This window comes from Ensifer sp. 4252 (assembly GCF_050434565.1).
Lineage (GTDB): Bacteria > Pseudomonadota > Alphaproteobacteria > Rhizobiales > Rhizobiaceae > Ensifer.
Genome location: NZ_JBNDIU010000030.1, coordinates 23,443 through 37,540 on the forward strand (window position 1 = coordinate 23,443; position 14,098 = coordinate 37,540).

Sequence of the window (14,098 nt, forward strand, 5' to 3'; positions counted from 1 at the left end):
CAACATGTTTGCATTCTTTTCGGAGAACCTCGCTCCGATCATGTTCCTGTCGCTGATCGTCGTGCTGCTGCTCGGCTATCCCGTGGCCTTCGCGCTGGCGTTCGTCGGCTTCGCCTTCGGCTTTGTTGGCATTGAAATGGGTCTGTTGCCCGTCAACTTGTTCGGGGCAATTCCTGATCGCATTTTCGGGCAAATGTCGAACGAGACATTGCTTGCCATTCCCTTCTTCACGTTCATGGGACTTGTGCTTGAACGAAGTGGGATGGCTGAGGATCTGCTGGACACGATAGGTCAGCTCTTTGGCCCCGTTCGCGGGGGACTTGCTTTTGCCGTTATTTTCGTCGGCGGGATACTGGCGGCAACGACAGGTGTCGTCGCCGCTTCGGTTATCTCGATGGGCCTCATCTCGCTACCGATCATGCTGCGTTATGGATATGACCGGCGTGTCGCATCCGGGACGATCGCCGCCGCCGGCACATTGGCCCAGATTATTCCGCCAAGCCTGGTGCTCATCATTCTCGCCGACCAGCTTGGCCGTTCTGTCGGCGATATGTACAAGGGCGCGCTCGTACCGGGTCTGTTGCTCGTCGCCGCCTATTCTGCCTTCATCATTGCCATGTCGCTCCTGCAGCCCAAAAGCGTGCCTGCCCTTCCGATGGAAGCCCGCGCCCTCAAAGGCTGGAAGCTGTTTCAGCGCGTCCTTATTTCGCTCGTTCCGCCGCTTGTTCTGATCTTCCTGGTCCTTGGCACGATCTTCATCGGCTTGGCGACGCCCACCGAAGGTGGAGCGATGGGTGCGGTTGGCGCGCTTGCGCTGGCAGCGATCAATCGGCGGCTCAACCTAGCGATGGTAAAGTCGGCGCTTTATGCGACCGTCAAGCTTTCGTCATTCGTGATTTTCATCCTGCTTGGCGCGCGCGTGTTCTCGCTCACATTCTACGGCGTCAACGGTCACCTCTGGGTTGAGCATCTCATGACGTCAATCCCTGGCGGGGAGATCGGGTTCCTGATCGTTGCGAATCTGCTAGTCTTCTTCCTGGCTTTCTTCCTCGACTACTTCGAGCTCGCCTTCATCATCATCCCTCTCCTTGCCCCTGTCGCCGATAGTCTTGGGATCGACCTCATCTGGTTTGGGGTCATGCTGGCGATCAACATGCAAACTTCGTTCATGCATCCGCCCTTCGGTTTCTCCTTGTTTTATTTGCGCTCTGTTGCTCCGACACGGGCCTATAAGGACCGAGTTACCGGACAGACGATCCAACCGGTAACATCTGGGCAAATCTATATGGGCGCCCTTCCCTACCTGGCCATCCAGCTTGCGATGGTGGTCATGGTCATCGCCTTCCCGCAACTCGTTACGCACTACAAGTCGGGACAAGCAGTGGTCGATCCATCCACGATCGAATTGAATGTGCCGATGCCCAACGAAGACGGCGGCAATCCATTCGGAACACCGGCCCCGCCATTCGGAGCCGAGCCTTCCGAAGGGGACGTCGCACCGGGCTTCGGCTCGCCGACACCGGATTTCGGATCTGCTATGCCCGCCTTCGGCGCTGAGCAGTAGAAACGGACCACGATCACATCGGCACGCGCGACGAGCGGCGTTGCCGCGATTATTTCCCGATACGCAACCACTATGGAGGAGAAAATGACCAGAGAACTGAACCGTCGAGGCTTCTTGACGAAAGGGGCAATCGCAGGTGCTGCGACCGCAGCCGGCGCCTCGCTCGCCGCTCCGGCGATCGCCCAAACGCTACCGACGCTACGTTGGCGTCTGACATCCGGTTTCCCGAACAACCTGGACACGATCTACGGAGGCGCGGTGGTGATGGCTGATGCGCTCAATAAGATCACGGGGGGCAAATTCCAGATCCAGGTGTTCCAGGCTGGTGAATTGGTGCCAGGTGCGCAGGCGATCGACGCCGTCAAAGCAAACACGGTAGAGCTTGCCCACACTTGTGGCTACTACTTCACGGGCAAGGATCCGACATTCGCGATTGGCTCGACCATTCCGTTCGGGCTCAATGGCCGCCAACAGAATGCGTGGCTCTATCACGGTGGCGGCAATGAAGCCTACAACGACTTCCTCGGTGAATACGGTATTGTCGGCATTCCAGGTGGTGCCACTGGCGCTCAGATGGGCGGGTGGTTCCGCAAAGAAATCAAATCGGTTACCGACCTGCAGGGTATCAAGATGCGTATCGCCGGTGTGGCGGGCGAGGTCATGTCTCGTCTTGGTGTCGTGCCGCAGCAGCTTCCAGGTGGTGACATCTATCCGGCTCTCGAGCGAGGTACGATTGACGCTGCCGAATGGATCGGTCCTTACGACGACGAGAAGCTCGGCTTTTACCAGATTGCGCCCAACTACTACTATCCGGCCTACTGGGAAGGCGGGCTCACGATCCACTTCTTCATCAACAAGGCCCAGTATGAGGGGCTGCCGGAGGAGTACAGGGCCGCACTTGATACCGCCTGCAAGGCTGCCAACGTTAACATGCAGGCACTTTACGATGTGAAGAACACCGCCGCGATCCGATCGCTGGTCGGAAAGGGCGTGAAACTTCGTCCACTTCCGCGAGACGTGATGGATGCAGCCTACAAAGCAGCATTCGAGCTTTACGACGAGTATGGCCAGAAGCATCCCGCCTGGGCGAAAATCTATCCGGGATGGAAGAAATTCCGCGACGAGAGTTTTGAATGGTTCCGCGTCGCCGAATACAGCTACGACAGCTATATGTATGCGGCACAGGCTGCGGAAAAATAACCGTTCGGAGGGCGGCCATTGGGGCCGCCCTCCCGTTCTTTGCTGGCGCGGATTCGTGGGTGGCTGGAACCGGTTCCCCCCCTCGCACACGCAATTCGATCACGTGTCATTGGTTGCGGTGACGACCATTGGCGAGACATGGGTTTGAATGTTGACGCTCACGTAGACGTTGCCGAATTTGTCGATCATCTAGCCAATCTCGGCTAATCTCCGAAGCTGGGCGAGGGATTCGACTAGCAACGGTTCGTTTTCAAGCATCGCGCCCAAGTGAGCCCTGGCAAGTGTTTCGAGTACTGTTTCTCCGTGGTCCGTCAAGGCAACGAGGACACTACGTTTGTCGGTTGTCGAGGGAATGCGGATGGCAAGGCGTGCTGCTTCCAGGCGATCAATCAGCTGAACTGCGCCATTGCGTTGCATCATCATTTGTTGAGACAGCTCCCGGACCATTATCTGGCTTTGCGCCGCAATCTTGATGACCAGCATTGCCTGGTACTGCTGGGACGTGATGCCTGCTTGCGAGAGGGCGGCTTCGCTGAATGAAAGAAAACGGCGCATCGCCAACCTGACGCCGGCAAGCCCCTCGAAGATGCCTGGATCGAGCCGGTCGCTGGCGGTCATTTAATAGGCGCTTTCTGAAGTTCAAAGCCCGGTTCGAGCAGCGTCAAAATTTTGCCTTTATTTATATCATGGCATGATATACTCTAAACGCCTCACCTGGGAGGAGGCTCGCGAGCGCTTCAACAATAAGCACTTACTGTTGCCAAGTGCAAACATCATAAAATCCGCGCTCGCGAATCCTAGGTTCGATGTTGTCAGGTAAAGCGATTCAGTCGACGGCCAACGGGAACCAAGAATCCTTTCGGCCGCGATCTGCCGCGCTCAGCACACTCGGGGATCATGGTGAGTAACGATAAAGATGCGCTCCTTCAGGTTTCGCCGAATACTCCCCTTCTTGAGACAGTTGTCGCGGACCGGTTTGGACTGTCGGTGGCTGATTTCCAGCGTTACTGTCAACTTGGTCTGATCATTGTATCAGTCGATAAAGGCTCGTGCGATACGCGCGAAAGCCATCATATCAAATGCTGCCTTGGCAACCGTGTGTGGGAGGCGACGATGGACGCGGATGGTCGGATTACTTTCGAAGCAATGACCTTCGTCCGGCGAAAACTGGCAAAGATCCAAAGACGATAGTCGTCGACCAATCCTATTGTTGCCTTTTAGTTTTCGTTGCTGTGGCGGTGGACGAAGCGCCGTAGCGCCGCACTCGTCGAAGTAGGCCTCGGCTTCATCAAACCTTGAGGTGCAGTCGCAGCTGCCAGATCGGCGCTACGCGTCGAGCGGCCCTCGTCGGATGAGCGTGCCGAGATTGCGCTTATGCTGGAAGCCGACAGGCGACGCCTGCACCAGGTGGCACTGCCCCACTCCAAGCCTAATAAACACACCCATCGGGGCGCTTTGCAGGAAGAACTTCGTCCTCGCAAATTCCGAAGTCTTGCCATCCCCGGTTCATTAGTTCCTCCAGAAGACGGGCGTGAGGATGACAAGGACAGTCAGGATCTCAAGGCGGCCCATGATCATTACGATTGACAGCATCGCGAGCGCTGGATCGGAGATTGTGGAGAAATTGCCGGCCGGACCAACGACTGGGCCCACGCCTGGCCCTACGTTCGAAAGGGCCGTGATGACGGCCGACATCGATGTTGCGATATCGTAGCCGAGTGCCGCCATGCAAAGGCTGCCAAGGGCCCAGATCGCGAAGTAAGTGGCAAAAAAAATGAACACGGCGCGTTGCGTGTCGGGTTCAACGATTGTGCTTCCGTAGCGAACCGCCAAAACACTGTTGGGATAGATGATGCGCGCAACGATTGGCAGGAACGAATTGATGATGATGACTATTCGATAGGCTTTCATGCCGCCGGCCGTCGATCCCGAGCAGCCTCCCATGAATGTCGCGAAGAAGGCGAGGCCGATCGCAAAACTACCCCATGCCGTATAGTCACCGCTTGCAAACCCGGTGGTCGACAAGATAGAGGCGACAGAAAAGAACGCAAGCGACAACGCTTCTCCAAAAGGCACACCGTTTTGAAGGCGGTGGTAGACGGCAAGCGTGACTGCAAGTGTAGCAAGCGCGACGAGGAAGAACGTGACCTGCGGATCGTGCAATGTCTCCACGCGTCGACGCACGACAAACAGGATCAGAATAGAAAATGGCAGACTACAAAGGGTCATGAAAAACGTCGCGGCCCATAGCAAGCCGACACGGTCGTAGTACCCAAATGAAGCATCATGGGTCGAAAATCCCCCTGTTGCCACGGTCGTCATAGCATGATTGATTGCGTCGAACTGTGTCATCCCGAGCGTTCTGTAGGCAATGCTGCACAACAGGGTGAGAGCGATATAGATCACGATGAGAGCGCGCAGGAAACTGACGATCCGGGCGAAAGGTTTCGCATTGGTATCGGACGATTCCAGGCGAAAGAACGAAATCCCCCCGACACGCAGAAAAGGCATGACGAAAAGGCCAAGTGCGACGATGCCGATGCCCCCAAACCACTGAAGCATCGATCGCCAAAGCAGTACGCCTGGCGCGACGTGATCCAAGCCGACGATAACAGTCGAGCCAGTCGTGGTCACAGCGGACACGGCTTCGAAGATCGCCTGCGCCAGGCTCAAGTTCAAAGAGGACAACCAGAGTGGCAAAGCTCCAATCAAGCAGAATGAGATCCACAATAAATTGACGAGCAGAAAGCCCATCCTTTTGCTCAGAGGGGGCATAGGCTCGTGGGTGGCCATGGCCGTTGCCAGACATAGGCCTCCGCCGAAGAAGCCTGCCCGCATGAAAACCTTCCAACTGGCGTAACCGGCCTGAAAGTCGATCACAGCCGGTACGATCATCGTCAGTGAAAGATAGAGCCCGCACACAGCGGCAATATGGGCGGCAGATCGATACACTGTCGGATACTTGCCCCTTGAATTTTCGTTGCCGGTGACCGGATTGTTCTTCGTCAAGTTGTAACAGGTTTCCCGTAATTTCAACGAAAAGAAGCTCATCTGCCCTCGAAACCAATCGAGGTTGAGTGATAGAACTCGGTCGGGTATCGAAGCATTCCTGCTCATGCCTTGCGCGGTCCCCTCTTGCGATCTATCGCTCTGCCCCCCCGAGGTCGTTTAGACATAGCCGTTCTCTACGTAAGGATCGTGTAGTGGTTGTCATGTCCAAGAGAAATCTAGCAATCGCGTTATTCTGTTTGTGCCTCCTTGTTGGTGCTATTCAGATTGTTGCAGCGATTGTCGTCGTTTTTCTGCGGTAGTTTGACGGGGATCCGCGTCCACGGCATAGACGAAGCTATGTTGTTTTTCATTTGTTAATCACGTCGGGCGATCATCCCGCTTCGTAAGAAGGCCGAGCGGAAATGTATGATTGGAGCGGTGGAGAGCGACGCCGAAGGCGGGTTGGTCAAGCGGCCATTGGCGGATTGCTAGCCGTCGTAGCCCTGATTGCCATGGGCTGGCTTTTCTGAAAGCCCCTACACACCGGCGAATCCGGTTCTCGCCTGCATCTCCATGATCAGCTCCGGTAGATCAAGCCGAGGCAGACGCGCGTCGATCGCCGCTCGCAGTGCGATCAGGCTTGCGGGCTCCTCGATCTTCTCCAGGCGTTCGAGGGACAGGTCCGGACCTTCCGTCGTGTTGACCACGGTGACGGCAGGGTTCATCGCGATACGATCGCCGGTTTCCCGGAAGGCCAGATCGAGGCGGTTCGATAAGAGCCGGAGCTCTTCATCCGCGACGGTTGACACCCCGACGGTTCGGCAGACAGTTGGCCGGGCTGCCTCCCATGCAGGACCTGAGAGCAAACCCTTGCGCGGATCGGCATAGCGTAGTGAGCGCACCGGAAAGATGTCGCGTCGGCGGATGGGACGGCGAAGCCCGTCGAGAACGCATAGCTTATACCCGGTGAGTTCGACCGCACCGTCAGGGGTCTTCAATTGAGGAAGCCAGGCCTTGGGTGCAAACGCCGTCGGCGGTGGACCGGCACGCTTGCGACCGGACTGAACGACACGAAGATAATCAATCGCTTCCAGTAGAGGACGACCGGCCGGAGCTGCACCGAGATCGAGAGCGGCGAGCAGGCCCGGCGTATAGGCGATCTTTCGATTGTTCTTTCTGAGTTCGGTGAAATAGGTGTCGTCGTGTGGTTCCGCGAGCGTGCCGCGCGCTCGACGGCTGCATCGAGCACCTGTCTGTCGATCAGGTCGAAGATGGCAGTGCGAACAGCGTCATCCGGCGTTTCCGGGTCGAGGATGACGATCGCCGCAGCCGAAAACCTTCAATCAATTCCAATACCACACTGGCTAGGGCAAGAGGTCACCGCCGACCCATTCTTCAAGGGAACCAACCTCGCAAACATCAAAGCATCGGAATTCAAAGGCCAAGCTGGTATCCATGAGCCAGGTCGATGGGCTGGCGGAGAACATTATGTAGGTTTTCTGTTCCGTTGCTACTCAGACCCCCAAACCGCCTCGAATTCAAACTACAGTGATTTCAGGTTAGTCTGGCAAATCGAATTGCGACAAACTTCAGGCATCTGACCGAACCGCCGAGAGGTTCACTGACTTTCGTCGACTTCTCTCTAAACGCCGCAATGCCGCAAAAGGGCCCTCCCCGAGATGGGAGGGCCGATTTTTGTCTTTTTATGATTTCGATCGATAAGACGGCAATCCTGCGCAGGCGCTGCAATGCCGATCTGAGGAGGCCCATCAAATATTAATAACGGCTATCCCACAGACTTCGCGTCTCGCCGCAAAAAAGGTGGCAGACCCCTTACGCGATTTCAATGACTTTTTAGGGGCAATCTAAAAATTGACAAAATATAGCCATCAAAAAGCCGTGAGTTGGACTTTGTGCAGTTCGGCCATAGCTGCCCTCATCTCCTTAGGTAACAACGAAGACGTGAGGCGATTTGATCGTCAGAGCGCGAAGTCGTGCTTGAAACCTGCTCCCCAAAACGCCAGTTCAACTCAGGTAGGATTTGTAAGGAACGCCTTCCGAGGCACACTCGGAAAAGTGGTTGATTCCTTCCATACGCGAAGGTGATGAGCACGGGACTCGGGTTGTAGCAAACCAAAGGGAGGGGAGCATGGAAGAAGAAGTCTGTTTTGAAAAGGACTTTATCCTGGAATTGCCGGCGCAGAACACGCGACCGGTCTTTCAGGCAATCACATCTCATTTGGCAGTGCGAACGGGAATAGACCCGAGGATTATCTTCACCGAGCTGATGAATCGCGAGGCACTTGGATCCACGGGATTCGGGGCGGGATTTGCTTTGCCGCATGCGCTTGTTCCAAATCTTGCCTCACCGGCAAAGGTACTCGCCACTTTGCGAGATGCGATTGAATTCAACGCGCCCGACGATCAACCGGTGGACGTTTTCCTTGCCGTCATTTGGCCAGAAGATCAGCAGGAGGGGTTTCTACCGGCCCTTGCCAAACATTGTCGCATCTTCCGCTCAAGAAAGTTGCTGGCAGCACTGCGCGATGCGCGATCTGAAACAGAAGCCTTAATCGTACTTGCAACGCTTGCGGGCAAGAGCGAACCCGCGGTGACAGGTCCTGTCATTACGCGTTGCAACTTGCTCCATTCGGTGGGACAGATGGAGTTCTGACGTCAACTGCATCGATCGGTCGCGCCGTTGTCGTAGGCGGTCAACTTGCGCGAGAGCCCAACCGGTAGCGCGCTGAGCAATTCAAAGTCGGGCAGGCCGTCCGATCGATGGTGTGGAAGCTAAAAGCTTTTTCCTACAGAGCCTTGCCTGCAAGGCTCTAGAGATAATGGTAGATAAGGGGGCCGATGGCGAGTGCATATATGCCGGCGGTTAGGGCCAGGCCAATGATGAAGCTCGCTCGTTCGACGGCACTGAAACTATCGCTTTTGGTCATGCCCTTCTCCTTCTAGCGTTCTTCGGAGTAGTGAACGGGATCTGTCGGTCGCATTTATGGAACATTACCGTAGCCGTCGCGCTGGACAAGCTCGCAATGACATCCACACATCAGCTGACGACTTGACTTAAAGCAATGCCAGCGGCCATATGGTCGCTCGTTTTGCGCTCTACGACAAGGGCGGTGTCTGATGGCAACCCTGTTGCCCGTTCGTCGCGCGCTCGCAAAGGCGACGTTTCCTACAGGAGAAGCCGGCAACGCAGCACTCGGCTAGGGACATACGCTTATGATAGGGGCAGGTCCCGATCCCCGCCCGAGCTCCCGGCAACTGTTGGCAGCACAAAGTGTCCAACCGCTTGGCGTCGCTCCCGACGCGGCCAGGACAAGCTGCTGTTGGGGGGCAATGTCCGGTTTCCAAGTCCACCAGCCGTCCTTGTAGACCGCACCATCGCCTGGTTCCATTCCAGCACCCGACCCTCTCACGCTCGCTTCAATCAGGCGCAATCCTGCAGGCCCGACGCGCCAGTTTTCGCGCCATTCAATCTTCTCGACGGAATGCGTCCATTGCAAAGTAAAGCTGGCGGTCGCGATCATCAACAGTTTCGCACCTGTCAGCACGCACAGGCTCATGAGACAGCGGACCGGGCGGCGGTCAGTCGCACCTTACGCCAAAGCCAGATGACGAACACGGCAGAAAGCGCAAAACCCACTTCGTCGGTCACGGGTAAAGCTGCGACGAGAAAGAAGGCGGCGGCCATGGCCAGCAAGCGTTCGGCGATCGAGAGTTTCAGTACGCAGAACCCGATCACCGCAGCACCCCACAAGCCTATAGCGGTTATTGCCTTGACGCAGATGTAGGCGACAGCCGGCCAGTAGCCGATAGCGGTAGCGAGCACCCCGCCGTCCTGCAGCATGAGCGCCGGCGAATAGACAGCCATGAACGGGACCACAAAACCGGCTGCAGCGACCTTGATGGCCTCGAGCGAGATCTTCAATCCGCTTTCTCGAGCTATCGGTGCAGCGGCAAAGCAAGCAAGAGCCACGGGTGGGGTCAGATCCGCCAGAATCCCGAAGTAAAAAACGAACATGTGGCTGACGAGCAGCGGAACCCCGAGCGATAGCAGGGCCGGCCCTGCTATCGATGACGTGATGATGTAGTTCGGGATGGTCGGAATGCCCATCCCAAGGATCAGGCAGGTCACCATCGTCAGCAATAGTGAAAGAAACAGGCTGGTCTGGCCTACCGACACGACAAATTGGCCGAAGGTGGTCGCAACACCGGTCAGTGTCATCGTACCGACAATAATACCAACGATGGCACAGGCTATACCCACCGGTAGTGCGGTCCTCGCGCCTTCGCCAAGACTTTCTACACAGGCCCATAAGGTTTTGCGCCCGCCAGCGTAGAACGCGTTCCAGACGATGAGGCCAGCGATCGAGGTGAATGCGACAGTAAAGCCGTAACGCACGAATGCCGCCCCGACGATTCCGAGCAGGACCCAGAAAATGACGCGTAGCGCTCGTCCAGGCAGCCCCAGCACGACGCTGGCGCCAAGGATGAGCATCGCAGTCAGCCCCAAGCCAACGGTGCCGGCAAAGAGCGGTGTATAGCCGGAGAACAGGAGCCAAACGAGTGCGGCAAGCGGCAGTGTCAGGTACCACCCTTGCCTGAGCGCGAGAGCAGCCGACGGCAACTCGTTTCGGGGTAATCCGGCCAGCCCACGCTTGCCCGCTTCGAGATGAACCATCCAAAAAGCCGACATGAAATATAAAACAGCCGGTATCAGTGCCGCTTTGACGACCTCGGCATAGTCGACACCGAGTGTTTCGGCCATAATGAATGCAACCGCTCCCATGACGGGAGGCATGATCTGCCCACCCATCGATGCCGTCGCCTCGACACCGCCGGCAAATGCCGGGCGATACCCAAATTTCTTCATCAGCGGTATCGTGAACTGGCCCGTCGTTACCACATTGGCCACCCCCGAGCCCGATATTGTGCCCATTAGTCCGGACGAGATCACGGCGACCTTTGCTGCTCCGCCCCGCTTGTGCCCGACGAGGCCAAGTGCAGTATCAGTAAACAACTTGATCATCCCCGCCTTCTCGAGAAACGAGCCGAATAGAATGAACAGGAAGATGTAGGAAGATGACACGTAGATAGGCGTGCCATAGATGCCCTCGGTGCCGTAAGCCATGTGGTCGACGACCTGGGAAAGGTCGTAGCCGCGATGATCAAGGGGCGCCGGCAAATACTGGCCGAACAGGCAATAGGCCAAGAAGGCGCCGCTAATGATCGGCAGGGCCGGTCCCATTGCGATCCAGCAGGCGGAAAATACGGTGACCAGGCAGACAATGCCGACCACGATGTCGAGCGGCAGCGGATCACCGGCGCGCACGATGAGATCCGCATATTCGATCCATTGATAGCCAGCGACGAAGGCGCCGCAACCGCCAAGGAACCACGCCAGGACACGAACCGCAAACGGTCGCCGGGCAGTCGTGGCTACCAGTGGATAGGTCAGGACCAGCAGAAAGCCGACGTGGACGGCACGAACGATCTGGCTCGGTAGATCGACGACGTGAGCTGCAGTGGCAATCTGAAACACAGAAAAGGCGACCGCAATTGCAAAGAGTAGCCTCCCCTCAAAAGAGGCCGGAAATTGGTCGCCGAAACTGTTGGAGAATTCGCCTTGATCGCTCGATGGTTTTTCGAACGCTGCATCTGAATGGAGCACGCCGCCTGCCTTCCCAAGAAAACGAGTACCGACCGCCGACAGACATGCCGGCGGTCTCGCGCAGATCATAGGATGCCCTTTTCCTTGTAATAGCGCTCCGCGCCCGGATGCAGTGGGATCGGCATCCCCTTGATCGCGTCTTCGATCTTGATCGCAGACGCAGCGTTGTGCGCTGCGGAAATTGCCGGAAGGTTCTCAAAAAGAAGCTTCGTCATCTGGTAGGCGGTCTCGTCTGATACGTCTGACCGTGTGACCAGAAAATTGACGACGGCGACTGTTTCAGCGTCTTCAGTTTGCCCATCATAGGTGTTGGCCGGAATCGTTGCAGCCACGTAGGGTGCGCCAAGTTTCTCAGCGACAGCCTTTGGAACCGATACGACGTTGATCGGTACAGAGGTCGCCAGGTCCTTCAGCGATGCCACCCCGAGGCCCGCCGACTGCAGCGTCGCATCAAGCTGTCTGTTCTTGATCAACTCCACGGATTCGGCAAACGGCAGATACTCGGTCTTTCCCAGATCCTCATAGGACATTCCATTGGCGGCAAAAATCGCCCGTGCGTTGAGCTCGGTTCCAGACTTAGCAGCACCGACCGAGAGGCTTTTGCCCTTTAAGTCGGCCAGGGTCTTTATGCCGGAGTCCTTGGAGGCGACGATCTGAATGTAATTGGGATAGATTGCAGCGATCCCTCGAAGCTTGTCGAGCGGCGCCTTAAAACCAGCTTCCGCATTTCCTTCAGCCGCCATCTTAACACTGTCACCAAGCGAAAAAGCGATCTCGCCTTTTCCCTGTTGAAGCAAGTTGAGGTTTTCGACCGAAGCCTTTGTCGCTTGAACCTGAGTGCGTGCCCCCGGTATACCGTCGCCATATATCTTGGCGAGCGCGACACCGAGCGGATAGTAGACGCCTGATGTGCCTCCGGTCAGAACATTTATGAACTCATCCGCCCTGGCCGGCACAGCGGATAAGCCCGCCAGTGCAATTGCGCCCGCAGCGACGGTGCTTGCTATCAGTTTTCTCACGATTGTCCTCCCGATCAATCCTTTGATGGCGTCATCATGAGTGGATCCACCACAGGCGTCAACGCCTTGAACTAAAAAGCGAACCAGGAGCGTCGGCGTTCACCCCAGTGCGAAACGGACCGGACCGACGAGCGGTGCGGCAGCGCCAGCGCGCGTCAATCGCGCACGATCCGTCGAGCTTCTTCCACCTGTATGTTTCGCACACGACCGGAAGCTCTCATGCAAAGGGGCCGCGAGGCAAGATTACTGTTGGCGCCGCCTCACCCTCAAGCACCATTTGAACGGGCGGCGGGACTATGGGCGGTCTACTCGCTGACGTGCGCATTGGTATGTTTGTCAACCGACCGGCGGGCTCGGATCGTTGCTGCGATGAAGACCCGCGAAAGTCCGTGGTAAAGGGGTTCGCGCGAAAGTAGACGCGTGTGACATCACCAATCATGCAAACTGCCATTATGGAGATAACACCCTCGTGATTGCCCGTCATTTTCGAGGATAATGATGAAGGCTGTCATCGGTGCCTGGACCACGCCGGCAAAGTAGTCGGCCCTACCTAGGATTGCTGCCACGAAACAAGGGCCGGAGTGGCGTAGCCGCGTTCGTGACGCCTCGACAAAAGGGACGTGTCGATCCAAAAAATCGGTCTGGGATCTCGATCGTAGCACTCCGCCTGAGCACGATAAACAACCAAATTGCTACAGATTGGTGGATTGATTGATACGAGAGCTGCCGAAGGAACATACCTGTGTGTTCAGTCTCACGCTGGCCGCCATCGAAGCAGCCAGTCCAGAACGACGTGTCCCGCCGGCGCGCTGAGACGGTATTAAAGCGGGACGGCCTTTCCGCCAAATACGCCATATCGGCGAATACCCGCGAGTGCCCCTAGAAATTGAGGGTTCGAACTAGCACAACTCCGCATATGCTCCAACCATAACGTGTATTCTGTTGACGCCCGCAACACTTCCTGCGGCGGCCGCAGAACACCTCTTGTCGGGCTGAAGACGCCAATCTGCATTGACGAATAGTGCCGCTCGGCGTGCCGAGCCGAATGTCAAATCGCCTTCATCGCTGATCAATGAGCCCGCCGATATCGATTGCCGAGGTTCAGAAAATTGCATCGCAGGAGCGCCTACTCGCTAGAGGCGTTCGTTAGCATCGCCTGTGCCCGGCGTGGTCGTACTGACGCGTCTCGGTAGAAACCATGAAACTCAACCACGATTCAAAACAAAAGAGAACGGCATGCTTTCCTTCAATGAACGTGCGGCCAAATTCGGCCACAACCTTGTCCACCTCAACGTCCGTGGTTAACAGCACCGAGGGTGAATCCGGCGGATTGGAGGCCAGCCTTTCAGTCTCGACAGGCTCCGAGGTGAGCGAGAGTGCTGCGACGACGACTGGTGTCGCCACCGAGGCGAGCACCGAGGCGGTCGTTACCGCCGGCAGTGAGACTGCAGTTCTCGGCGAGGTATTGCCCGACCTGTTACTGCTCATCCTGGCGTTCTGATCGGCACTATGGCCGCCTATCGGTATTGGCGCCAAGTTCCAGTGATTACCTCGTCAGTTTGCCAATTTGGCTGGACGGAGCCTGTGAAAAAGTAAGCGAAAGCTTCGAAGCTCAGATAGGTGGCTTTCCTGCAGGCT

General features: G+C 56.7%; 11 protein-coding genes and 1 pseudogene. 5 read left to right on the forward strand and 7 right to left on the reverse strand.

The window, feature by feature from the left end; all coding sequences use genetic code 11:
* Positions 1-4 precede the first annotated feature (4 nt).
* Complete coding sequence (locus tag ABIE33_RS32020) at positions 5-1,564, forward strand: TRAP transporter large permease (RefSeq protein ID WP_429132562.1); 1,560 nt, start codon at positions 5-7, stop codon at positions 1,562-1,564.
* An 84-nt stretch (positions 1,565-1,648) separates the two neighbouring features.
* Positions 1,649-2,764: a TRAP transporter substrate-binding protein gene (locus ABIE33_RS32025; protein ID WP_429132564.1), complete on the forward strand. Its 1,116-nt coding sequence runs from the start codon at positions 1,649-1,651 to the stop codon at positions 2,762-2,764.
* 189 nt (positions 2,765-2,953) lie between these two features.
* Here the strand turns inward: ABIE33_RS32025 and ABIE33_RS32030 are convergent, their stop codons facing one another.
* On the reverse strand, positions 2,954-3,382 hold the full coding sequence (locus ABIE33_RS32030; RefSeq protein WP_429132566.1) for a MarR family winged helix-turn-helix transcriptional regulator: 429 nt from the start codon (positions 3,380-3,382) through the stop codon (positions 2,954-2,956).
* A gap of 282 nt (positions 3,383-3,664) precedes the next feature.
* Between ABIE33_RS32030 and ABIE33_RS32035 the strand changes: the two genes are divergently transcribed.
* A complete protein-coding gene (locus ABIE33_RS32035) occupies positions 3,665-3,955 on the forward strand; it encodes a hypothetical protein (RefSeq protein ID WP_429132568.1) in 291 nt (96 codons plus the stop codon).
* A 318-nt stretch (positions 3,956-4,273) separates the two neighbouring features.
* Here ABIE33_RS32035 and ABIE33_RS32040 read toward each other — a convergent pair whose 3' ends face one another.
* Together ABIE33_RS32040 and ABIE33_RS32045 are read right to left on the reverse strand one after the other, a co-directional pair.
* Positions 4,274-5,659 (reverse strand): TrkH family potassium uptake protein, encoded by a 1,386-nt coding sequence (locus ABIE33_RS32040; RefSeq protein WP_429132614.1) that lies wholly within the window; start codon positions 5,657-5,659, stop codon positions 4,274-4,276.
* Between the two features lie 632 nt (positions 5,660-6,291).
* A complete protein-coding gene (locus tag ABIE33_RS32045; protein WP_429132570.1) occupies positions 6,292-6,564 on the reverse strand; it encodes a hypothetical protein in 273 nt (90 codons plus the stop codon).
* A gap of 1,340 nt (positions 6,565-7,904) precedes the next feature.
* Between ABIE33_RS32045 and ABIE33_RS32050 the strand changes: the two genes are divergently transcribed.
* Positions 7,905-8,429: a PTS sugar transporter subunit IIA gene (locus ABIE33_RS32050; RefSeq protein ID WP_429132572.1), complete on the forward strand. Its 525-nt coding sequence runs from the start codon at positions 7,905-7,907 to the stop codon at positions 8,427-8,429.
* Between the two features lie 544 nt (positions 8,430-8,973).
* Here the strand turns inward: ABIE33_RS32050 and ABIE33_RS32055 are convergent.
* From ABIE33_RS32055 to ABIE33_RS32070, 4 genes and pseudogenes are all read right to left on the reverse strand, one after another.
* Complete coding sequence (locus tag ABIE33_RS32055) at positions 8,974-9,333, reverse strand: DUF1850 domain-containing protein (RefSeq protein ID WP_429132574.1); 360 nt, start codon at positions 9,331-9,333, stop codon at positions 8,974-8,976.
* Entirely contained in the window at positions 9,330-11,441 is a 2,112-nt protein-coding gene (locus tag ABIE33_RS32060; RefSeq protein ID WP_429132576.1) for a TRAP transporter permease, read from the reverse strand. The genes ABIE33_RS32055 and ABIE33_RS32060 overlap by 4 nt, the downstream gene beginning before the upstream one ends.
* Before the next feature lie 65 nt (positions 11,442-11,506).
* On the reverse strand, positions 11,507-12,460 hold the full coding sequence (locus ABIE33_RS32065; RefSeq protein WP_429132578.1) for a TAXI family TRAP transporter solute-binding subunit: 954 nt from the start codon (positions 12,458-12,460) through the stop codon (positions 11,507-11,509).
* Between the two features lie 305 nt (positions 12,461-12,765).
* Positions 12,766-13,026 (reverse strand): annotated as a pseudogene (locus ABIE33_RS32070) (chloride channel protein); the annotation flags it as partial.
* Between the two features lie 632 nt (positions 13,027-13,658).
* Here ABIE33_RS32070 and ABIE33_RS32075 point away from each other — a divergent pair.
* Entirely contained in the window at positions 13,659-13,961 is a 303-nt protein-coding gene (locus ABIE33_RS32075; RefSeq protein WP_429132579.1) for a hypothetical protein, read from the forward strand.
* Positions 13,962-14,098: the final 137 nt, after the last annotated feature.

Coding starts and splice junctions, on each gene's coding strand:
- ABIE33_RS32040 (WP_429132614.1), bottom strand. CDS start 5,659: ATGATCGTACCGGCTGTGATCGACTTTCAGGCCGGTTACGCCAGTTGG.
- ABIE33_RS32020 (WP_429132562.1), top strand. CDS start 5: ATGTTTGCATTCTTTTCGGAGAACCTCGCTCCGATCATGTTCCTGTCG.
- ABIE33_RS32025 (WP_429132564.1), top strand. CDS start 1,649: ATGACCAGAGAACTGAACCGTCGAGGCTTCTTGACGAAAGGGGCAATC.
- ABIE33_RS32050 (WP_429132572.1), top strand. CDS start 7,905: ATGGAAGAAGAAGTCTGTTTTGAAAAGGACTTTATCCTGGAATTGCCG.
- ABIE33_RS32075 (WP_429132579.1), top strand. CDS start 13,659: ATGAAACTCAACCACGATTCAAAACAAAAGAGAACGGCATGCTTTCCT.
- ABIE33_RS32055 (WP_429132574.1), bottom strand. CDS start 9,333: ATGAGCCTGTGCGTGCTGACAGGTGCGAAACTGTTGATGATCGCGACC.
- ABIE33_RS32030 (WP_429132566.1), bottom strand. CDS start 3,382: ATGACCGCCAGCGACCGGCTCGATCCAGGCATCTTCGAGGGGCTTGCC.